The organism is Arthrobacter sp. zg-Y820, assembly GCF_030142155.1.
In the GTDB taxonomy this organism is placed as follows: domain Bacteria; phylum Actinomycetota; class Actinomycetes; order Actinomycetales; family Micrococcaceae; genus Arthrobacter_B.
The window spans coordinates 2976523-2996550 of record NZ_CP126247.1 but is presented as its reverse complement, the minus strand read 5'-3'; the positions used below and the strand labels follow the sequence as shown (position 1 = coordinate 2996550).

General features: G+C 67.2%; 19 protein-coding genes. 13 read left to right on the top strand and 6 right to left on the bottom strand.

What is annotated here, in order from left to right; genetic code table 11:
• Positions 1 to 56 precede the first annotated feature (56 nt).
• Positions 57 to 1280 carry a phosphotransferase family protein gene (locus QNO08_RS13545; protein WP_284155604.1) on the top strand — a complete coding sequence of 408 codons (1224 nt, stop codon included), beginning with the start codon at positions 57 to 59 and terminating at the stop codon, positions 1278 to 1280.
• 7 nt (positions 1281 to 1287) lie between these two features.
• Here QNO08_RS13545 and QNO08_RS13540 read toward each other — a convergent pair whose 3' ends face one another.
• Complete coding sequence (locus tag QNO08_RS13540; RefSeq protein ID WP_229964938.1) at positions 1288 to 1761, bottom strand: Lrp/AsnC family transcriptional regulator; 474 nt, start codon at positions 1759 to 1761, stop codon at positions 1288 to 1290.
• A 208-nt stretch (positions 1762 to 1969) separates the two neighbouring features.
• Between QNO08_RS13540 and QNO08_RS13535 the strand changes: the two genes are divergently transcribed.
• From QNO08_RS13535 to QNO08_RS13500, 8 genes are all read left to right on the top strand, one after another.
• The gene (locus QNO08_RS13535; RefSeq protein ID WP_229965063.1) at positions 1970 to 3211 is read left to right on the top strand and encodes an MFS transporter; all 1242 of its coding nucleotides are present in this window, start codon (positions 1970 to 1972) and stop codon (positions 3209 to 3211) included.
• 66 nt (positions 3212 to 3277) lie between these two features.
• On the top strand, positions 3278 to 4204 hold the full coding sequence (locus tag QNO08_RS13530) for an N-acetylglucosamine kinase (RefSeq protein ID WP_229964939.1): 927 nt from the start codon (positions 3278 to 3280) through the stop codon (positions 4202 to 4204).
• Positions 4197 to 4646 carry an NUDIX hydrolase gene (locus QNO08_RS13525; protein ID WP_229964940.1) on the top strand — a complete coding sequence of 150 codons (450 nt, stop codon included), beginning with the start codon at positions 4197 to 4199 and terminating at the stop codon, positions 4644 to 4646. Before QNO08_RS13530 ends, QNO08_RS13525 begins: the two co-directional genes overlap by 8 nt.
• 153 nt (positions 4647 to 4799) lie before the next feature.
• Complete coding sequence (locus QNO08_RS13520) at positions 4800 to 5903, top strand: ABC transporter ATP-binding protein (RefSeq protein ID WP_229965064.1); 1104 nt, start codon at positions 4800 to 4802, stop codon at positions 5901 to 5903.
• A 1-nt stretch (position 5904) separates the two neighbouring features.
• Positions 5905 to 6687, top strand: coding sequence for an ABC transporter permease (locus tag QNO08_RS13515; RefSeq protein ID WP_229964941.1), 783 nt, complete (start codon positions 5905 to 5907; stop codon positions 6685 to 6687).
• A 9-nt stretch (positions 6688 to 6696) separates the two neighbouring features.
• The gene (locus tag QNO08_RS13510) at positions 6697 to 7482 is read left to right on the top strand and encodes an ABC transporter permease (RefSeq protein ID WP_229964942.1); all 786 of its coding nucleotides are present in this window, start codon (positions 6697 to 6699) and stop codon (positions 7480 to 7482) included.
• Positions 7479 to 8444 carry an ABC transporter substrate-binding protein gene (locus QNO08_RS13505; protein ID WP_229964943.1) on the top strand — a complete coding sequence of 322 codons (966 nt, stop codon included), beginning with the start codon at positions 7479 to 7481 and terminating at the stop codon, positions 8442 to 8444. Before QNO08_RS13510 ends, QNO08_RS13505 begins: the two co-directional genes overlap by 4 nt.
• Before the next feature lie 78 nt (positions 8445 to 8522).
• On the top strand, positions 8523 to 9740 hold the full coding sequence (locus QNO08_RS13500; protein WP_229964944.1) for a pyridoxal phosphate-dependent aminotransferase: 1218 nt from the start codon (positions 8523 to 8525) through the stop codon (positions 9738 to 9740).
• Positions 9741 to 9771: 31 nt separating this feature from the next.
• Here the strand turns inward: QNO08_RS13500 and QNO08_RS13495 are convergent, their stop codons facing one another.
• Positions 9772 to 10011 carry an exodeoxyribonuclease VII small subunit gene (locus QNO08_RS13495; protein ID WP_229964945.1) on the bottom strand — a complete coding sequence of 80 codons (240 nt, stop codon included), beginning with the start codon at positions 10009 to 10011 and terminating at the stop codon, positions 9772 to 9774.
• Between the two features lie 76 nt (positions 10012 to 10087).
• Positions 10088 to 11386 carry an exodeoxyribonuclease VII large subunit gene (gene xseA, locus QNO08_RS13490; protein WP_229964946.1) on the bottom strand — a complete coding sequence of 433 codons (1299 nt, stop codon included), beginning with the start codon at positions 11384 to 11386 and terminating at the stop codon, positions 10088 to 10090.
• 133 nt (positions 11387 to 11519) lie between these two features.
• Here xseA and QNO08_RS13485 point away from each other — a divergent pair, with 133 nt between their 5' ends.
• The 4 genes from QNO08_RS13485 to QNO08_RS13470 all read left to right on the top strand — a co-directional run bounded on the left by QNO08_RS13485 (position 11520) and on the right by QNO08_RS13470 (position 16637).
• The gene (locus QNO08_RS13485) at positions 11520 to 12338 is read left to right on the top strand and encodes a hypothetical protein (RefSeq protein ID WP_229964947.1); all 819 of its coding nucleotides are present in this window, start codon (positions 11520 to 11522) and stop codon (positions 12336 to 12338) included.
• Between the two features lie 100 nt (positions 12339 to 12438).
• The gene (locus QNO08_RS13480; RefSeq protein WP_229964948.1) at positions 12439 to 13518 is read left to right on the top strand and encodes a 4-hydroxy-3-methylbut-2-enyl diphosphate reductase; all 1080 of its coding nucleotides are present in this window, start codon (positions 12439 to 12441) and stop codon (positions 13516 to 13518) included.
• Positions 13519 to 13542: 24 nt separating this feature from the next.
• The gene (gene ychF, locus QNO08_RS13475) at positions 13543 to 14628 is read left to right on the top strand and encodes a redox-regulated ATPase YchF (protein WP_229964949.1); all 1086 of its coding nucleotides are present in this window, start codon (positions 13543 to 13545) and stop codon (positions 14626 to 14628) included.
• 1793 nt (positions 14629 to 16421) lie between these two features.
• Positions 16422 to 16637 (top strand): hypothetical protein, encoded by a 216-nt coding sequence (locus tag QNO08_RS13470; protein WP_229964950.1) that lies wholly within the window; start codon positions 16422 to 16424, stop codon positions 16635 to 16637.
• A gap of 54 nt (positions 16638 to 16691) precedes the next feature.
• On the opposite strand, the gene QNO08_RS13465 is transcribed toward QNO08_RS13470, so the two are convergent.
• The 3 genes from QNO08_RS13465 to QNO08_RS13455 all read right to left on the bottom strand — a co-directional run bounded on the left by QNO08_RS13465 (position 16692) and on the right by QNO08_RS13455 (position 19718).
• A complete protein-coding gene (locus QNO08_RS13465) occupies positions 16692 to 17372 on the bottom strand; it encodes a hypothetical protein (RefSeq protein WP_284155603.1) in 681 nt (226 codons plus the stop codon).
• A 124-nt stretch (positions 17373 to 17496) separates the two neighbouring features.
• Positions 17497 to 19236 (bottom strand): hypothetical protein, encoded by a 1740-nt coding sequence (locus QNO08_RS13460; protein ID WP_229964952.1) that lies wholly within the window; start codon positions 19234 to 19236, stop codon positions 17497 to 17499.
• Positions 19236 to 19718: a DUF6507 family protein gene (locus QNO08_RS13455; RefSeq protein WP_229964953.1), complete on the bottom strand. Its 483-nt coding sequence runs from the start codon at positions 19716 to 19718 to the stop codon at positions 19236 to 19238. The genes QNO08_RS13460 and QNO08_RS13455 overlap by 1 nt, the downstream gene beginning before the upstream one ends.
• Between the last annotated feature and the right edge of the window lie 310 nt (positions 19719 to 20028).

Here is a 20028-nt window from a genome sequence, read left to right as displayed (position 1 = left end):
CCGGCGCGCGAGGAGACCGTGAGGCTGCGTCCAAGGCGCTGCTTGAAGGTTCCGACATGTCCGGCCCGCTGGCGGCCGCTCTGCGTCCCCTGGGCCTCAAGCCGGTTGCTTGGGCCCACGTTCGCTCCCATCATCGGCCCGGCGCCGGCATCAGTGCCCTGTACCGGGTCGAAGCCGTTCCCCGTTCCGCGGCTGCGGGACACCGGCCCCTGCACCTCCAAGTGGGAGCCACCACAGATCTCAACGCGGCCGACGGCGGGGCCACGGCCCGGGGCACGGTCGGCGGCACTGCGGTCCGCCTGTGGGTCCATCCGCGCGACCCGGTCCTGCTGGGTCTGCCCTGGGCGACCAGCGCCGAAGCGGTGGCCCGCGATGTCTTCGGCACAGACACCGATGCAGCGCGTGCAGCCCTGAACCTGGTGGCCTACCGGCCGCTGCGCCGGGCTGTCGTCCGGGCAACCTTGGAACGGCCGGACGGGTCAGCCGGGCCAACCGTTTACCTCAAAGTTCCGCAGCCGCACCTGGCTGCCGGACTGCGTCGACGCCTGCAGCTGGCGGCGGCTGCCGGGCTGCCCGTTCCGCCGCTGCTCGACACGGTGGCCGGTGCCGACACGGTGTCCGGTGCCGGCCCGGCTGCCGGCGTTTTGATCCTGGGCGGCCTTCCGGGGCGAACGCTGCACCGGGAGCTGAGCGCAGCCGGGACCCCGGCGCTGGACCCCGAAGCACTGGCCCGGCTCCTGGACCGGCTTCCGGCGGCGGGCCTGGCCCTGCCGCGCCGGCCGGCCTGGTCCGAGCGCATAATGGACTACGCTGCCGGCGCCGCCGTCGCGCTGCCGGACGGGGCAGAACGGATTACCCGGTGTGCACGAGCAATAGCCGCCGGAGTCCGCTCGGCCGATCCGGGACCGGTGGTGCCCACGCACGGGGACTTCCACGGCGGAAACCTGCTGGCCGGCATGGGCAACGGGGCACTGCGGATCACCGGCATGCTCGACGTTGACGCCCTGGGACCGGGACACCGGGTGGATGACCTTGCGTGTTTCCTGGGCCACCTGTGGGTGCTCGCGGCCCTGTCCCCGGAGAACACCGGGCTGCAGGATGCGGCCGGACGCTGTGCCCGGGTCTTCGCCCGCCAGACGGATGCGTCGGCCCTCTACTGCCGCTCCGCGGCGGTGGCCCTTACCCTCGTTGCGGGAGCCGCCGCACGCGGCTCCGGGGCGGCCCGGCGGACGGTGGCCGCGGCGGAGGAACTGCTGAACCGGTCCCGCGGCCGGTTCTAAGCGCCCGCTAGGCCGGAGGCACCAGCTTTTCCAGCAGCGGCTCACTCCGGTAGGGAATGTGCTCGTGCAGGGCCAGCACCGTCTCGGTGCGGATCACCCCCTTGATCCGCAGCACGAAACGCAGGGCCGTCTGCAGCTGCTGCGTGTCAGTGGCCGCCAGCCGGCACCAGACGTCGCCGTGCCCGGAGATCTCGTGAACCTCCAGGACCTGCGGCAGGGTGCGGAGCCCGGCAATCACGGTATCCAGTTCCCGGTGCGAAACCTCAATGGTGACAAACGCCAGCACGTCGTAGCCCAGCCGTGCCAGATCCACGTCCCGACCGCCCGGGCGGATCAGCCCGGCCCGGTCCAAATGCTTCAGATGGCTCTGGGTGGTGTTCCGGGCGATGCCCAGCGTTTCGCTGAGGTCGCCGATCTGGGCCCGCGGGTTCCGCACCAGCTCCAGCAGCAGCTTCAGATCAACCGCGTCCAAGTTGCCCATTGCGCGCATCTCCTCTCAGGAAGTACGGAGAATATTGATCGAAACCGTCAATTGCTGGGACTTTTGTGCATCATCAGGCCCGGCACAGCCCATCCTATAGTGGAATTGGTCAAGAATTCCGATGTGGTGAAAGCGCCCCGCGACCCCGTCCTGAACGGGCCGGAATGCTGGACGAACTCGGCGAATGCAGAAGGGTATTGGACACGCGTTGACAGTCCTCAATGAACTTCGGATGCGGCCCGCCGCGGCCGGGCGCCGCGAATGGGATGCAGCCCGGCGGCCCCGGCTGCTGCTGACACTGGCAATCATGACCACCCTGCTGGTGGGCGCCAACCTCGCCACGCCGCTTTATCCGCTGCTCGGGGAGCGGCTGGGGCTGACCCACTTCGGGGTGACAGTGGCCTTTGCCGCCTATGTGCTGGTCCTGGTGGCCGGTCTGCTGCTGGTGGGGCACTGGTCCGACTTCATTGGCCGCCGGGCAGCACTGGTGCTGGCCAGCGTTGTCAGCCTCCTCGGCGGCGTGCTGTTCGGAACCGCCACCGGCATGGGCGCGCTGATCGCCGGCCGTGCGCTGCAGGGAGCGTCGGTGGCCCTGGCCACCGGTGCCAGTTCCGCGGCGCTGCGGGAGCTGCTGCCGCACCGGCCGGAGTGGGCCACCCGGTTTACGCTTCTGGTCTCCGCCGGCGGCGTGGCGGCCGGTCCGGTGATCGGCGGCCTGCTGTCGCTGCTGCCTGCCCCCACCCTGACCCCGTTCCTGATCCATTTCGTGGTCCTCGCCGGGCTGCTGGTTCCGCTGTGCCTGCTGAAGGCACGCCCCGCCATTGCCGTGCCGCCGCTGGGCCGGGCGCTGGCCGCCCTGCGTCCGCGCCGCCTGGCGGTCTCCCACCAGGCTCGGTCCCAGTTCTGGATGGCCTCCGTCACCGGATTCCTGAGCTTCGCCGTTTTCGGCTTTTACCTGTCCCTGGCGCCGACCTACTTCGCCGGCATCGCCGGCACCTCCTCCCGCCCCGTCGTCGGGCTGCTGGCCGCCCTGGCGCTGGCGGCCTCGGCCGTCAGCCAGCTCACCGGTGTCCGCGGACGCCTGGTGGTGCCGGCCGGGCTGGCGCTGATGGGAACCGGCGTCGCGCTGATCCCGGCGGCGGGCGCCCTGGGCAGCGTTCCCCTGCTGGTGGCCGCCTCCCTGGCGGCCGGCTTCGGCCAGGGGATGGCCTTCCGGACGGTGTTCAACGACGTCGCGGCAAAGGTGGAACCGGCACAGCACGCCCAGATCATCAGCACGGTTTACGTGATCACCTATCTGGGCAGCGCCATTCCCGTGCTCGGACTGGGCGCCGCCGGTGCGGCATGGGGCCTGCCGTCGGCCGTGGCCTGGTTCTCCGCGGCCATCGCCCTCAGCTGCGCCGTCCTGTGCGTGTTCGCGCTGATCCGGTCCCGCAAAAAAGCCGCCTGACGACCTGCACGCCGCCGCACCAGGCCAGGCATACCCAGCGGCCCCGGCGGAAAGTAGGCTGGTCGCATGCAGAATTCCAGTGAGGGACCCGCCGCCGGGTCCGGGCCCAGCGTCATCGGACTCGACATCGGCGGCACCAAGACCCACGGACTGCTCCTGCGCGACGGCGCTCCCGCCGCGGAAGCGACAGCCGGCAGCGCCAATGTGCAGAACGTCAGTCCGGCACAAGCCGCAGCCAATCTTGCCGAGATCTTCACAGCGCTGGGAGCCGGTTCGGTTGACCGCGTCATCGCCGGCTCCGGCGGCATTGACACCGACGACGACGCCGCCGCCCTCCGCGCGCTGATCGCTCCGCACGCTCCGGAGGCAGTGGTGGACGTAATCCACGACACCCGGCTGATCCTGGCCGCAGGGGAGAGCCCGGCCGGCATCGCGCTGATTGCCGGCACCGGCTCGGTGGCGTGGGGGCTGAGCCGCACCGGCCAGGAAGCCCGCTCCGGCGGATGGGGCTACCTGTTGGGCGACGAGGGCAGCGCTTACTGGATCGCCCGGGAAGCCGTCCGCCACACCCTGCGCTGCTTCAACCGCGGACTGGAACCCGACCTGCTGGCGGAGTCCCTGCTGCGGGCCTGCTCCGTGACGGAGCCGGTGCAGCTCATCTCGCTGTTCCACGCCGACTCCGCCGGACGGCGCTACTGGGCGTCCAAGGCCGGTGTGGTGTTCGATGCCGCGCTGCAGGGGAGCGGCGCCGGCGCCGAGATCGTCGAGGGTGCCGCCCGCCACCTGGCCGGGCTGGCCGCTGACACGGCACGCCTGCTCGGCATTGCGGGCCCGGTGGTGGTCGGCGGCGGCCTGGGCAGGCATCAGCCGCTGCTCCGGGACCGGCTGCGGCAGGACCTGGAACGGGCCGGGCTGGAAGACATCCGGTTCCTGCAGCAGGACCCCGTCTACGGCGCCCGCTACCTCGCGGCGCGGGACCAGCCGCGTGGCTGAGGACTTCGACGTCCGGATCGGCGCGTATGCCGTGGTGATATCCGGCGGCAGCATCCTGCTCTCGCACTGGAACGACCACGGCTATTCCAGCTGGACCCTGCCCGGCGGGGGACTGGAGCTGCGCGAAGACGCCCCCGCCGCCGTCGTGCGGGAAGTCCGGGAGGAGACCGGCTTCACCGTGGAACCCGAAGAGCTGCTGGGCGTGGACAGCATCTTCATTCCGCCGGAACACCGCTTCCCCGGCGAAAGCCGCCGGCTCCTCCACGCCCTGCGGATCATCTACAGCGCCCGGATCACTTCGGGAGTGCTGACCCACGAGCTCGGCGGCAGCACCGACAAAGCGGAGTGGGTGCCGCTGGACCGGATTTCCGAGCTGGGCCCGGCACCCCTGGTGCAGGTGGGGCTGAAGCTGGCCATCCGCAACGCCGCCTGTTCCGAGTGAACAGCTGGACTACCAACATTCTCTGTCCTACCGTTCAAAGCGTGTCCTACCGTTGAACTTCCGGCAGGATACGAGTTCCGCAGGACCCCATGAATTCCAACGGAAGGCACCGCCATGACCCCGCCGGACCCCGCCCCGCGGGCCGCCGAGCCGATGATCAGCTTCCGCGGCGTGACGAAGTCCTTCGCCGGCTCCCCGGCACCTGCCGTGGACGGCCTCAGCATGGACATTGCCCGCGGTTCCATCACTGTTTTCGTGGGTCCGTCCGGATGCGGAAAGACAACGTCCCTGCGCATGATCAACCGGATGATCGAACCCACGGCCGGGTCCATCACCGTGGACGGCACCGATGTCAGCGTGGTCAAGGCGCCGGAACTGCGGCGGTCGATGGGGTACGTCATGCAGTCCGCCGGCCTGATGCCGCACCGCACGGTGCTGGACAACGTGGCCACCGTTCCCCGGCTGCTTGGGCAGTCCAAGGCCCGGGCCCGGGCGCGGGCCGCGGAACTGCTCGACGTCGTCGGACTCGCCCCGTCGCTGGGCGGACGCTACCCGGCCCAGCTCTCCGGCGGCCAGCAGCAGCGCGTGGGGGTGGCCCGGGCGCTCGCCGCCGATCCGCCGGTGCTGCTCATGGACGAACCCTTCAGCGCCGTGGACCCCGTGGTCCGCGCCGAGCTGCAGGAGGAGCTGCTGCGCCTGCAGCGGGACCTGGCCAAGACCATTGTGTTTGTCACCCACGACATCGACGAGGCGACCATCCTCGGGGACCGGGTGGCCGTATTTGCCGTGGGCGGGCGGCTGGCGCAGTACGCGGCGCCCGAGGAGATCCTGCGTGCCCCAGTGGACGATTTCGTGGCGGGGTTTGTCGGCCGGGACCGCGGCTTCCGGCACCTATCCTTCCAGGCGGGACAGGATGTTCCGCTGCATCCGGTGCAGCTGCTGGAGCCGGCAATGCTGGCGGATCCGTCAGTGGCGGTCGCCGGTGCCTGGGCGCTGGCGGTCGACGACGGCGGCCGGCCGCTGGGCTGGGTGCCGAGGGGGAACCGGGCTGCCGTCACCACCCCGGCGCAGCTGGTGCCCGGCGGCTCGCTGTACCGGGAAGGCGAGAACCTGCGCAAGGCCCTCGACGCCGCACTGTCCTCACCCGCCGGGCTCGGCGTGGCGGTGGATGCCGAGCAGCGCGTGATCGGTGCCATCCGGCCCGCCGAAGTGCTGGCCCAGATCGAGGCGGCCCGGCTGCAGCGGAGCGGAGGCTGACGTGGAGTGGTTCCTCGCGCACACCGACCAGGTGTTCCGGCTGACCGGGCTGCACCTGTACCAGTCGATCGTGCCGCTGGTGCTCGGCGTCCTCATCGCCGTGCCCCTGGCCGCCCTGATCCGCGGCAGCAGCCGGCTGCGCGGCGCCGTGCTCGCCACCGGATCGCTGCTCTACACCATTCCGTCGCTGGCCCTGTTCGTCACGCTGCCGGCGATCCTGGGGACCCGCATCCTTGACATCAGCAACATCATCATTGCCCTGACGATCTACGCCGTCGCGCTGATGCTCCGGGTGGCGGTGGACGCCTTCGACTCGGTCGACGACGGCGTGCGGCAAGCCGCCGTGGCGATGGGCTACCGGCCCCTGCGCCGGTTCCTGACCGTTGACCTGCCGCTGTCGGTGCCGGTGCTGATTGCCGGGCTGCGGGTGGTGTCGGTCAGCAACATCTCGATGGTCAGCGTGGGGGCGCTGATCGGAGTGGAAAACCTGGGCTTCTTCTTCCGGGACGGCCTGCGCCGCTATTTCATCACCGAAATTGTGGTGGGCATCGTCGCGACCCTGGTGCTGGCCTTCCTGATGGACCTGGTGTTCGTGCTGCTGCAGCGCGCCCTGACGCCGTGGCTGCGGGCGGGCCGGAAGGCAGGGGCGGCCGACGGCGGATCCGGGCCGGGCAAACCGGGCGGCCGGCGCAGCGGTCGCGGCGGCGGCAGTGCCGGCACCGGTGCGCCGCTGCGGGCGGGCACCGGAGCTGCCGCCCCGGACATCGCACTGAAGGGGGCGTAGATCATGCCAGTGACGATTCCCCGAACCGACTACACCAGCACCAACGCCCTGGGACAGGGCTGGGAATGGCTCACCGACCCTGCCAACTGGACCGGCGCCGCCGGGATTCCGGTGCGGACCCTGGAGCACCTGCAGTACACCGGGCTGACCCTGCTGATCGCCATCGCCATCGCCGTCCCGGTGGGCCTGTACATCGGCCACACCGGACGCGGCCAGGTGGCCGTCGTCGCTGTCTCCGGCTTGCTGCGCGCACTGCCGACGCTGGGCATGCTGACCCTCTTCGTCCTGCTGGCCGGGCTCGGCCTGATGCCGCCGATCTGGTCCCTGGTGCTGCTGGCGGTGCCGCCGCTGCTGGCCGGAACGTACTCCGGGATCGCTTCAGTGGACCGCAGCGTGGTGGACTCGGCCCGCAGCATGGGGCTGACCGAGCTGCAGATCCTGTTCCGGGTGGAAGTCCCCAACGGGCTGAAGGTTCTCTTCGGCGGTTTGCGCGGCGCCACCCTCCAGGTTGTTGCCACCGCTGCCGTGGTGGCCATGATCAACCTCGGCGGACTGGGACGGTACCTGATCGACGGCCTGGCCCTGGCCGACTACGGGCGGGTCTTCGGCGGCGCGGTGCTCATCGCTGCGCTGGCGCTCGCCGTCGACGGCATGATTGCCTTGGCAGCACGATTCTTGATTTCACCCGGCCTGCGGGAGGGCCGCCCGTCGGCGGCGGCCGCCGGGGCCGGGAGCGTAACCATACCGACCGGAGGCGGACCTGCCGCTGCCGGCTCACAAGGAGGAAAACAATGACCCAGCACATGCGCCGGAACTCCCGGCGGAGGGGCCTGACGGCCCTGGCCGGAAGCTTCACCCTGGCTCTCGCCCTGGCCGGTTGCAGCGGCGGCGGTGGCGGCGACCCCCTGGCCTCGGAATCGCCGTCGGAAACGGCAGCGTCCGGAGCCGCGGAGGCCATTGTTGTGGGCTCGGCCGATTTCCCGGAGTCCAGCACCCTTGCCGAGATTTACGCCGGAGCGCTGAACGGAGCCGGAATTCCGGCCGAAACCAAACTCGGCATCGGTTCGCGCGAGGTCTACCTGCCCGCCCTGGAAGACGGATCCATCAACTTGATTCCGGAATACACCGGCGCCCTGCTGGTGGGAGTTGATCCCGAGACCGACTCGGTGGACGCCTCCGAGATCGTCGACGCTCTGCCCGATGCCCTGCCCGAGGGCCTGGTCATTCTGGAACCCTCCGAAGCCGAGAACAAGGACGCCATGGTCGTCACCGCGGCCACGGCCGAGAAGTACCAGCTGGAGAGCATCGAGGACCTCGCCAAGGTCTGCGACCAGCTCACCCTGGCCGCCCCGGCCGAGTTCGCCGAGCGCGCGCAGGGGCTGGCCGGCCTCAAGGATAAGTACGGCTGCGAGTTCAAGGAATTCACGCCGATTGGCGACAGCGGCGGTCCGCTCACCGTGGATGCCCTGCTGAACGACGACGTGCAAGTGGCTGACATTTATACGACGACGCCGGCCATCGAGGAAAACGACCTCGTGGTCCTGGAAGATCCCAAGCAGAACTGGCCTGCCCAGCAGGTGGTTCCGCTGGCCTCGGCGGACGCGCTCACCGACGAAGCCACCGAGGTGCTGAACCGGGTGTCGGCGCAGCTGACCACCGAGGACCTGATCGAGCTGAACCAGGCCGTGAGCGGAGACCAGAAGCTGGATCCCAGCGAAGCGGCCCGGACCTGGCTGGAAGAAAAGGGCTTCGCCTAGCCACTGCCGCCGGTCCCCGAGGACCCCTTTCCGCTTCACATGCGGAAGGGGGTCCTCTCTCTGTGGCACGATGAATGGATGGCAGAATTCAAGCAGTCGCACAAGCTCCACAACGTTCTCTATGACATCCGGGGGCCGCTGCTGGAGCATGCGCAGCGCATGGAGGCGGCCGGCCACCGGATCCTGAAGCTGAACATCGGCAATCCGGCGCCGTTCGGCTTCGAGGCCCCCGAAGCCATCCTGGTGGACATGGTGCGCCACCTGCCCAAGGCCCAGGGCTACAGCGACTCCCGCGGCATCTTCTCCGCCCGCACCGCCGTCGTGCAGTACTACCAGAGCCGGGGCATCCAGAGCATCGACGTCGACGACGTCTACCTGGGCAACGGCGTCAGCGAACTGATCACCCTGTCCATGCAGGCGCTGCTGAACACCGGCGACGAAATCCTGGTGCCGGCACCGGATTATCCGCTGTGGACCGCGTCGGTGTCGCTGGCCGGCGGCACCGCCGTGCACTACCTGTGCGACGAAGACGCGCACTGGTGGCCCGACGTCGAGGATCTTGAATCCAAGATCACCGACCGCACCAAGGGCATCGTGCTGATCAACCCGAACAACCCCACCGGCGCCGTCTATCCCGAACACATCGTCAAGGCCATCGTGGACCTGGCCCGCAAGCACGGGCTGATCATTTTCTCCGACGAGATCTACGAGAAGATCCTGTACGACGACGCCGTGCACATCAACTCGGCCGCCGTCACCGGCGACGACGTGCTGTGCCTGACGTTCAGCGGCCTGTCCAAGGCATACCGGATCGCCGGCTATCGCAGCGGCTGGATGGCGATTTCCGGGCCCAAGCACGAGGCCGCCGACTACATCGAGGGCATCAACCTGCTGGCGAACATGCGGCTGTGCGCCAATGTTCCGGGCCAGCACGCGATCCAGACCGCGCTGGGCGGCTACCAGAGCATCAACGACCTGATTCTGCCCGGCGGCCGGCTGAAAGCACAGCGCGACCTCGCCCACAAGATGCTCAACGACATTCCCGGCGTCAGCTGCGAGCTGTCAATGGGGGCGCTGTACCTGTTCCCGAAGCTGGATCCGGAGGTCTATCCGATCGCCAGCGACGAGCAGTTCGCCCTGGACCTGCTCAAGCAGCAGAAGATCCTGGTCTCCGTGGGCACGGCCTTCAACTGGGTGCGTCCGGACCACTTCCGGATGGTCACGCTGCCCAACGTGGAGGACATCGAGGACGCCATGATCCGGCTCGGCGAGTTCCTGAGCACGTACAGGCAGTAGCTGCCTGCCGGCAGGGGAGCGGGACCGCGGGCTATTCCCCGCGGGCCTGCTCCCGGGCAGCGTCGAGGCGCCGCCGGGCGCCCTCCAGCCAGGACTCGCAGCGGGTGGCGAGCTGCTCGCCGCGCTCCCACAGGGCGAGCGACTCTTCGAGCGAGGCGCCGCCGGTTTCGAGCCGGCCGACCACTGACACGAGTTCGTCGCGGGCCTGTTCGTAGCTCATGGCCTCGATGTCGGCGGGAACTGCTGCTGCTTCGTTTGCTGCGGGGTTCATAACTGGTTCTTCCTTCGGTTCTGGGGAGGATTCCGTGCTGATGGGGGACGGCGCGGGGGAGGCCGCCGGGGACAACTCATTCACGCGCGGGCGGCTCTGCGGTGCGGGGAGCGGCGGTGGCCGCCAGCTCGCCGACGGCGACCCGGATGCGCAGCTGCGCCGCGTCGGGGACCGCTGCGGCGTCCCGGACCACGGCGCCGTCGGCCAGCTGCACGACGGCGTAGCCGCGGTCCAGCGTGTTTTGCGGCGACAGGGCGCGCACCTGGGCCCGGAGATGGGAAATGCGGTCGGTGTCCCGCCGGACCTCCGACACCATGCAGGACAGGGCGCGCTCCCGCAGGCGCGAGACATCCTGCGCACGCCCGTCGATCATGGTCTGCGGCGCCGCCATCACCGGCCGGGACCGGATGTGGTTCAGCCGCTCCTTTTCCCGGCCAACGGTCAGCTCCACGATGCGCCGAAGCTGCGCCCGGGCGGCGGCAATGCGGTGCAGCTCCTCGCCCACATCCGGCACGATCCGCTTCGCGGCATCGGTGGGGGTGGAGGCCCGCAGGTCGGCCACCTCGTCCAGCAGCGGCCGGTCCGCCTCGTGTCCGATGGCGCTGACCACCGGGGTGGACGCCGCGGAGACCGCCCGAACCAGGTCCTCATGGCTGAACGGCAGCAGATCCTCCAGGGACCCGCCGCCGCGTGCGATCACGATGACGTCCACCTCGGGCATGGCGTCGAGCTGGGCCAGCGCCCGGGTGACCTCGGCGACGGCGTTTACGCCCTGCACGGCGACTTCGCGTACCTCGAAGGCCACCGCAGGCCAGCGCAGCGCGGCGTTCTTCATGACGTCCTTCATGGCGTCGGAATTGCGGCCGGTGATGAGCCCGATCCGTCCGGGCAGCAGCGGCAGCGGCAGCTTCCGGTCCTCGCGGAACAGACCTTCGGCGGCCAGGGACTGCCGCAGGCGCTCGATCCGGGCCAGCAGGTCACCGATCCCCACCGGGCGGATGTCGCGGGTCTGCATGGACAGCCGGCCGGTCTTGACCCAGAAATCGGGTTTCACCTGGGCCACCACCCGGGCGCCGCGCTCCAGCGGCAGCTCCAGCCGGTTCATTACGGTGCTCCAGACGGTCAGCGAGAGGGAGATCTCCGCATCGACGTCGCGCAGCGTGATGTAGGAGGCGTTGGCGCGCTTGTTCAGCTCGATGATCTGCCCCTCCACCCAGGTGGCGGGGGCACGGTCGATGTACGTCTTGAGGTTCTTCGAGAGCAGCTGCAGCGGCCAGGGATTCTCGGGAGTCGTTTCCGCGGCGGTCTTCGGAAGGCTCGTGGGAGCCTTTTCGTCGGCACCGGAGGGGTCCAGGGGGTCTAGGGGGTCTTGCATAAGTTAATGTCTATCAGGTGCCGCCCACAACGCGCGTTCCGGACCCGGACGGTACGCTTCTGGATACGCTTCTGGAACCGTCGGATGCAACAGGTCCGCTGAGCCATTCTGCGAAGGAACGAGGAGACAATCCATGCGAACATTCGGTTCGGCACTTTTGGGCCTGGTGGCCATCCTGCTGGCGGCCGCCGCTTTCTGTTCCGCCTGGCTGGCGGAAAACGTGGTCTCCCAGAACGGTTTCACCTCCCTGGGACAGCCGCTGGGCACCGATGAGGCTTTCCAGCAGGAACTTTCGGAAGCGCTGGGGCGGCAGGCGGCTGCCAGCATTGAGGCGCCCTCCGCCGTCATGCCCCTGGTGGAGCCGCTGATCAGCAGCGCGGTGCAGGGAGTGCAGGCGCTGCCGGCGTATCCGCAGGCCTGGGATCAGACGCTGCGCGCCTCGCATGCCGAGACGTTCGACGGCGAGGGCGAGGTCACCCTGGACGTGGCGCCTCTGGTGGGGCTGGTGACGGAAACCATCGGCGGCGAGACAGGGGTCGACGTCGTTCCGCCGGAACAGTCGCCGGTGCCCCTCGCGGGAGCGGACCAGCGCCACTATGTCGAGCTGGCGGTGAGCGCGGCCAATGCCTGGCCGTTCCTGGCCGCGGGTGCCGTCGTGGCCGCCGTCCTGGCCCTGCTGCTTGCGCGCAGGCGCAGCGCCGCCCTGGCCTGGCTGGGCGTCGGCGGTGTGCTGGCCGGGGGACTGATCTGGGTGGGCGCCGCCAGCCTGCCGGGGCTCGCGGACCGTCCGGCCTACGGCAGCGCCGTTGCTGAAACGTTCGCCTCCGCTTTCGCGGCGGAAGTCTCCGCGAGCCTGCAGGCCTGGACCGTGGCCTTCCTCCTCGGGGCGGCGGTGCTCCTGGTGCTGGGACTGGTGGCACATTCGGTGGGCGGATTGCGCCGGCGCCGATAGACCGGCAGCTCCGGCGGGGAGGCAGGCCGGGCAGTGCGCCGACAGCGGACTGCCCGCCCCGGTGCCCGTTGGCCGCCGGAGTAACCGATAGCATGGAGGCATGACCAGCACTGCCGTATCCGTGCCTATGCCCACCGTGCCCCGCCGGCGCCGCAGCCCCCAGGAGGTGGCTGCCGCCGCCCCTGTAAACGGCCCCCGCCGTGTCCTGCTTGCCGCACCGCGCGGCTACTGCGCCGGTGTTGACCGTGCCGTGATCGCCGTGGAGAAGGCTCTGGAGGCCTACGGGCCGCCCGTCTACGTCCGCAAGCAGATTGTGCACAACCTCCACGTCGTCCAGACACTCGAGGAAAAAGGAGCCATCTTCGTCGACGAAACCGACGAGGTCCCCGAGGGATCGCTGCTGATCTTTTCCGCCCACGGTGTGTCACCCGCCGTCGTGCAGTCCGCCGCGGACCGCCAGCTGCGCACCATCGACGCCACCTGCCCGCTGGTGACCAAGGTCCACAAGGAAGCCGTCCGGTTCGCCCGCGACGACTTCGACATCCTGCTGATCGGGCACGCCGGACACGAGGAAGTCGAAGGCACCTACGGCGAGGCGCCGGAGCACACGCAGATCGTCAACGGCCCCGAAGACGTCGACAAGGTGACGGTCCGCGATCCGGACAAGGTGATCTGGCTGTCCCAGACCACGCTGAGCGTCGATGAAGCGATGCACACGGTGGAACTGCTGCGCAAGCGGTTCCCCACTCTGCAGGATCCGCCCAGCGATGACATTTGCTACGCCACCTCCAACCGCCAGACCGCGATCAAGAAGATCGCGCCCGAGGCCGATCTGGTCCTGGTGGTGGGTTCGGCGAACTCCTCCAACTCGGTGCGCCTGGTCGAAGTTGCCCTGGAATACGGAGCCAAGGCCTCCTACCGGATCGATTTCGCCAACGAGGTGGACGAGAGCTGGTTCGAGGGCGTCGGCACCGTCGGAGTGACTTCCGGCGCCTCGGTGCCGGAAACCCTGGTCCAGGAAGTGCTGAACCTGCTGGCCCAGTACGGCTACGGCGACGTCGAGGAAGTGGTCACGGCGCAGGAAGACATCATGTTCTCGCTGCCCAAGGAGATCCGCGCCACCCTCAAGGCCATGGGCGACACCTCCCGCGGTTTGGGAGGCCGGCGCGCCGGAGCGTAGCCGGCACCGGTATGATTGTTTACCGTGGCTCTTACTATTGGCATCGTCGGCCTGCCCAACGTCGGCAAATCAACCCTGTTCAATGCGCTGACCCGCAATAACGTTCTGGCGGCGAACTATCCGTTCGCCACCATCGAACCGAACGTCGGCGTCGTCTCGCTGCCGGATCCGCGGCTGGCCAAGCTGGCCGAAATCCACGGCTCGGCGCGCATCCTTCCGGCGACGGTGTCCTTCGTGGACATCGCCGGCATCGTCAAGGGCGCGTCCGAAGGCGAAGGCCTCGGCAACCAGTTCCTGGCGAACATCCGCGAAGCCGAGGCGATCGCCCAGGTGATCCGCGTGTTTGATGACCCCGACGTCATCCACGTGGACGGCAAGGTGGATCCGCGCTCCGACATGGAGACCATCAACACCGAACTGATCCTCGCCGACCTGCAGACGCTCGAAAAGGCGATTCCGCGGGTGGAGAAGGAAGTCAAGATCAAGAAGCGCGACGCCGCGCAGCTGGCCGCCATGCAGGCCGCCCAGAGTGTGCTGGAGCGCGGCGACACGATCTTCGCTTCCGTCGCCTCCGACAAACTGGACATGGAGCACCTGCGCGAGCTGAGCCTGCTCACCGCCAAGCCCTTCATCTACGTGTTCAACGTCGACGACGCCGTGTTGGCCAATCCGGAACGCCAGGCCGAACTGCGCGAACTCGTGGCTCCGGCGGACGCCATCTTCCTGGATGCCAAGCTCGAGGCCGACCTCGTGGAACTGGACGAGGACGAAGCCCGCGAGATGCTCGAAATGAGCGGCCAGGAGGAGTCCGGCCTGGACAAGCTGGCCCGCGTCGGCTTCCACACGCTGGGCCTGCAGACCTACCTGACCGCAGGTCCCAAGGAAACCCGCGCCTGGACCATCCGCAAAGGCGACACCGCGCCGCAGGCCGCCGGCGTCATCCACTCCGACTTCCAGCGCGGCTTCATCAAGGCCGAGGTGGTTTCCTTCGACGACCTCGTCGAGGCCGGCTCCATGGCCGAGGCCAAGTCCCGCGGCAAGGTCCGCATCGAAGGCAAGGACTACGTCATGGTCGACGGCGACGTGGTGGAGTTTAGGTTCAACGTCTAGATTCCTCGCCTGGATCATTAGAAATGCCGCCCTCCATGAACGCACGAGGGCGGCATTTCTTGTAACTGGAGTCGATAGGTTTACGCTGACCTATTCGGGCAGAACTCCTTGGTCCATAAGTCCGTTGGACAGGCCGGATACTTGAACAAGAGAACAGAGTCCCTGAAAGGCACAGTCTGGGCAATTAATGGAGAAGCGGAGAAGATCACCGAGTATGCTCCGTTGGCGCCCACTGACCTGTAGAAGGCCTTATCGGAAGGAGTGAACAGTGCCCGCCTTTAGGACACATATAAGGATGTTCATGGCCGCGGCTGCTGTGCTCCTGATGGGAATGACAATGACCGGATGCGCTGAGAAGGGGCCAGCCACGACAATGTCGGAGAAGAACACCCCGGAGGAGACCATCAGTGCCAGGGAAGGTCGGGACCGTGCGGTTGAACTCGTCTTCAATACCGCCGAACAGCTCGATGTCACCGGGTGGTGGCCCCGCAACGGCGTAGCGTGGGCGCAGGAATGTATCCCCAAAAGCCGCAGTGGTATAGAGCATGCAACGTCCAGTTACAGCTATGACCGCTGGGCACCCCGTGGAACTGACCATATTGGGGACGCCAAACGCGTCGCTGAGTATTGGGAGTCCCTCGGAATGACCGTACGCACGGTAAATCCGACAACACATCCGACTGTCTTTGCGGAAGGAGGTCCCGTTGCCCGGGCCGAATTCGATACTTATGCATCTGACAACTCGTACAGTATCGGGGCTACTGCCCCCTGTTCGCCGGGTGACGCGTTCACATTGAATGAGGAGGACGAAGCAGAGCGGGATCAAGGCAAAGTTCTCCCCGGAGACGAAGGCCTCGTGCTACAGGAAGAGCCCCCGCGGTAACTCCACGAAGCAATCCCAGCCGAACCCCGGCACCGAGCGCCGACCGTCAGTCGGACAGTTCTCACTGGGTGTGTTCCCAGTAACCATTCCCCAGTGAGTAGCGGCTGTGTGGGCACTGGACTTGCCGACTGCTGCGCAGATGTTATTCGGCTACGGAACGTGGTGAATTCCGCTTCAACGTCTAGCCGTGCTCATAAAAGCGCTTCCCGGATTTCGATCCGGGAAGCGCTTTATGTTTGCCTGCAGCCCTACGAAGCGCGGCTCCAACTGCAGTGTGTGGGGGCTTGGCCTTGGGCCACCGCGGTTCTGGAAACCCTGGCAGCCAGGCGTGAGTGCAGGAACAGAGAAGCAGGATGGTGGTTCTAGGCGGCCACCCGAGCAAGCAGCTGGTCCCGATGTACTTGAAGTGCCTTTGCGTATGGCCCTTTTGTTGCGTGGGTGTGGTTGAGCGGTGGAGCGAGTCCCTTGACTCGAGGTCTTTGGGCATTGATGGAGCGTCCAGGTCACCTGCAAGTGTGTTGTCATCCAGTTGGACAGACACTGCTCTTCTGCTGGCGCGAGGCTAAATTTTGGTGCGACGTCGTGGGCTTGGGTCCACGCCGATGCCGGGTAGCAAGCGCAGTTCATCGACCAACAACGCCACCAGAGAACGGCGGAGTGTGGACATCCTAGTTTTTTCCAGGCATTTTACCTGCGCGCTCTGCGAGGGTGGTTCGGGCAATGCCGATGTACAACGGCTCGGTCTGATCTACCTGCGGAAAGCCGGCGGGCCAGAAACGGGCAAGGCCAGCAGCCGTTTCCCACTAGGCATAAACGCCAGGCTGATCGATTTCGCAGAGTGTCAGGGCGACGCGGGGGCTGCGCTGACAAGTTCATCGCGTACTTCGGTCCAGTCCATGGGCCTGCCTCCATGAAACGCAAAAGGATCGTCGTCGCGCTTGTGCTCGTCTCCGTGTCAGTGCCGGCCGCGGGGTGCCGCAATGATTCTGCTTCCCCTGCCACCCCGGCAACCGTGGATCCTGCCGATTCGGTGACCCACAGTTACAGCACGGACGATCCCGGAGCTGAATACTGGACGCCGGAGCGAATGGAAAGCGCTGTCCCGGAGATGCCCACCGAAGACTGAGCACCTCGGCACCTTTCTTGTCGCGGGGGACGGCGGCTTCGCCGGCCTCGTGACTCAGAAAGTGTGTTCCTCCCGGAACGTCGGAACCCTCTGCCTGTCCCTGGGGAAAGCTGTTAGTGCCGGCGCCCCGGCACCGAGCAGCTCGGTGTGCATGTTCTTAACACCGGGCACGCTCCAATCGCGGGCGGTTAGCAGGGTCCCCTCGCCGAAGGACTCGGCAGAGGCTGACGCCAGATCAGGAGGTGTGCCGAAGGGTGCACTGGAAATCCAGGTCAGGTATCCGGCATAGGTGTCATACAGATCCGTCACCTCGCGGATAGTCTCTTTTGTGCTCAGGATTCCGGCGTCCGGCTGCCAGATGCGTACGAGGCCCCGGAACAACTCGGTTGCCTGGTCAATGGTGCCAAGAGGAAAGTTTGGCTGGAACGAGAAGTTCACGCTGTTGGCTACGGTCGTTTGGATCTCCCCGGCCATGGCATGCAACGACGCTATCGGGAGGCTTTCAGGGCCTTCCGGTGTGAGCTGAAGATGCACATGTGTCCGTCCGCATCTCTTGCCGTCACGTACTTCGGTTTCCTGGAGCGCCAGTTCCTCGACGGCCGGCAGCGTATCCGGTGCAGGCACGAATTCCAGCCCGTTCCCGGCAAGGACCGTCCAGAGGGCATCCGGGCAGCCGCCGCCTGCCTGAGCATGCTCCTTGACAAGGCCCATTGTGCACCAGATGCGCCATGCCACCTCTGCCGGATCTTCCTCACGCCCGCCCCACATCAGCGGAACGTAGGCACGCCCGACCTCTTCGGAGAACAACTCCGCAACTGTCTGTTTCATGTGGTCAACCTATCTGATGGTGGGCGGCGCCTTACGGCATCGGTTCGAACCGCACTTCAACGCCGGAACTGAGCTCCGGAAAGTCGATCAGAAGATCTTTGAAGGCGTCCGCAACAACCTTCTCCGTGAAGACCCATTCATGGATGTACCCGTCGCTTGCCGAATGATTTAGCGCGTCCATCTGACTGCGGAGCTGATTTATCAGCCCTTTGAGCTTGGTTTCCAGCAAGGTAGAAGACCCGAAGTTGTTGAAAAACTCGTAGTGGCCCTTCACTTCCGTGAAAACCTCTTTGCCGTCGCGCCAAGAGTGGCCATCGAAGTCCACCAGTGTGCCGTTCGGCTTCTGCAAGGCGTATTCGCGGGCGTGGCTGTTATCCAAACGGTCAATGCCGGTGATGTACTGCTGCTCGGGTGCTCCGCTCCGGCTGCGCCACACGTCCCTGAAAAAGCCGTTGCCGCCGTCGGTGTCTCCGGAACTCGGCTGCACCGAGGGGTTCCGGGCGGACGGACTGTATCCGGGCGCGAATTCAATGCGGGGTTTGCCGCCTCTGAACCAAATGCCGTTGTCAGGGGCAGCCGGAGTCCCCTGATGACCGGGGAGAGACCCGCCGGGCAGTGCTGGAACGAGCCCCTGATTCTCCGGCAGCAGCCGGCGGCCCAGATTCTCCAGGCTGGTCCTGGTTTTGTCCTTCCACGCCGGAGCACGGGTGCCCGGCGAAAGTGCGCTTCCCGGCGCAGCCGCCCCTGGACGGGCTGGGGTGTGGCCCGTTGGCCCCGAAGTGGACGGGGCGCGACCCTCTGCGCCGTGGGAGCCTCTGGTGCCTGCCTTGATGCCGGCTTTGACCAGTCCGCCGCCAACAAATAAGGTTCCGACGTCGAAGAGGTTCCCGCCGAGCGCGTGACCCGGGTGCTCGCCCTCCCACTGGTCCATCCGGATCAGGTCCTGTCCCAGCAACTCCAGCTCTTTCATTGCTGCAGCGGTACGCTCGTCGCCGGCGATCGTGCGTCCCACGCCAAGGACGAAAAGGTTCTCACCGACCCGGTACATGCCTTTCCAAGCATTCCCTGCCTCGTACCAGCCCTGCATGCCAAACAGTGTGCCTACGCCCTCAAGGGTTTCCCCGGCCGCCTTTGGAACACCGGCAACGGTGTCCCAAGTGTCCTGGTACCAGGGCAGGTCGCGGTGCATCTTCCCGCCGCCGGCCGCGAAGTGGTCGTACTCGTCGAACCCGTACGGAATGAGTCCGTCGCGCATGATGTTGTCGTGCTGCGTGTAGGAACGCCCGCTGCCGGTGATGTTCGCGATGCGGTTTGCCGCGTCCCGCTGCGCTTCATCCAACTCCGAGAGAAGCCGGGAAACAGCGCGGGCAATACTGTTGCGGGCATTCACGGCTTGCTCGTCGTTGTCCCATTCGTCGATCTCGGACTCCGGGAATTCAGCGTCGAAGTCTGCCGCACGGGACTGCAGCTCCTGGTGCCGGCTCTTGAACCACTCCACGGATTCGGCGTACACGTTCATCAGCGTGTCCAGCTGGATGGTGTAGTTGGCCAGCTCTGCGGCAGCGGTTCCGGAGCGTTCCAGTGCCCTGAAGACGACGTCGTTGCCCGGCACCGAGTAGACCCCTGGCGCAGCCAGCAGGAGCCAGGTGTGTCTGATGGAATCCATCAGTTCGTCGGTGCGCGCACCGATGGCCATGATGTCCGCTGCATGAGCCCGGACCGTGTCCGCGTCGGGAAGGCGCTGCTCAAGCTCGGCGAGCCCGAAATCCATCAGAAGGCCTGCGCCGGACCACGGCCGGGATGGCGTGGACGGCCAGCGGTCCCGGGCGCGTCATCGACGGCATCCTGCGCCGCCAGGGCAGCGGAGCGGCGGGCGGTCTCGTTCATCTGTTCATCGGCCTGGACGAGGGCCAGCACGGCCTCGGAGACGGCACCCGAGGCCACCGCGATCCTGCCCTCGGCTGACCTGATCGTGTTGGCCAGCAGGAAGGTGGAGAAGGTGCTCAGCTCCCGGGAGACCGGAGGAGCCTTGCAGGCGTCCGAAAGGCCTGCCATGCCGGCCCCGGCGGCCGCCAGAAGTTCCTCAAACTCCGACGCCGCGGCCTGCACGTCGACAAGGATGGCATGCACTGCCTCGGGCATGACATCAAAGCTGCCGTCCGGTCCTCCGGAAGGGGCCACGGGCTGCTGTGCGGTGAGCTCGAACTTCATGGCTTTCCCGTCTCCGCCGGAGTAGCTGCTGGTCCGGCTCATGCAACAGGCGGCCGCACCCGCCGGCAACAGTAACGGCGGGGCTGTGGAAAACCCCGAGCTCAGAGGCAATGTTGAAAGGCCCTTTTGCCTGAAGGTTCAGAACGCCTGGCGAGGATCGCTGAGTTGCAGTCCTAGAAGCGCGACTCACCAGCAGGTACGCCTGCGTTTTCACGGGCGGCACCGGCCTGCAGCGCGAGGCCATCGGTCAGCGCACCCAGCTCCAGGGAAGGAGGCGGCACTCCACGGCCCGAGCCTGTGCCGGCGGAGTTCCGCCGCACGTCGGGGTCAGGCGGGCAAGAGGTGGGCGGCC

Bases quoted from the DNA above. Each gene is read 5' to 3' on its own strand.
- QNO08_RS13545 (WP_284155604.1), top strand. From the start codon at position 57: ATGTCCGGCCCGCTGGCGGCCGCTCTGCGTCCCCTGGGCCTCAAGCCG.
- QNO08_RS13540 (WP_229964938.1), bottom strand. From the start codon at position 1,761: ATGGGCAACTTGGACGCGGTTGATCTGAAGCTGCTGCTGGAGCTGGTG.
- QNO08_RS13530 (WP_229964939.1), top strand. From the start codon at position 3,278: ATGCAGAATTCCAGTGAGGGACCCGCCGCCGGGTCCGGGCCCAGCGTC.
- QNO08_RS13520 (WP_229965064.1), top strand. From the start codon at position 4,800: ATGATCAGCTTCCGCGGCGTGACGAAGTCCTTCGCCGGCTCCCCGGCA.
- QNO08_RS13505 (WP_229964943.1), top strand. From the start codon at position 7,479: ATGACCCAGCACATGCGCCGGAACTCCCGGCGGAGGGGCCTGACGGCC.
- QNO08_RS13500 (WP_229964944.1), top strand. From the start codon at position 8,523: ATGGCAGAATTCAAGCAGTCGCACAAGCTCCACAACGTTCTCTATGAC.
- QNO08_RS13495 (WP_229964945.1), bottom strand. From the start codon at position 10,011: ATGAACCCCGCAGCAAACGAAGCAGCAGCAGTTCCCGCCGACATCGAG.
- xseA (WP_229964946.1), bottom strand. From the start codon at position 11,386: ATGCAAGACCCCCTAGACCCCCTGGACCCCTCCGGTGCCGACGAAAAG.
- QNO08_RS13485 (WP_229964947.1), top strand. From the start codon at position 11,520: ATGCGAACATTCGGTTCGGCACTTTTGGGCCTGGTGGCCATCCTGCTG.
- QNO08_RS13480 (WP_229964948.1), top strand. From the start codon at position 12,439: ATGACCAGCACTGCCGTATCCGTGCCTATGCCCACCGTGCCCCGCCGG.
- QNO08_RS13470 (WP_229964950.1), top strand. From the start codon at position 16,422: ATGAAACGCAAAAGGATCGTCGTCGCGCTTGTGCTCGTCTCCGTGTCA.
- QNO08_RS13460 (WP_229964952.1), bottom strand. From the start codon at position 19,236: ATGGATTTCGGGCTCGCCGAGCTTGAGCAGCGCCTTCCCGACGCGGAC.
- QNO08_RS13455 (WP_229964953.1), bottom strand. From the start codon at position 19,718: ATGAGCCGGACCAGCAGCTACTCCGGCGGAGACGGGAAAGCCATGAAG.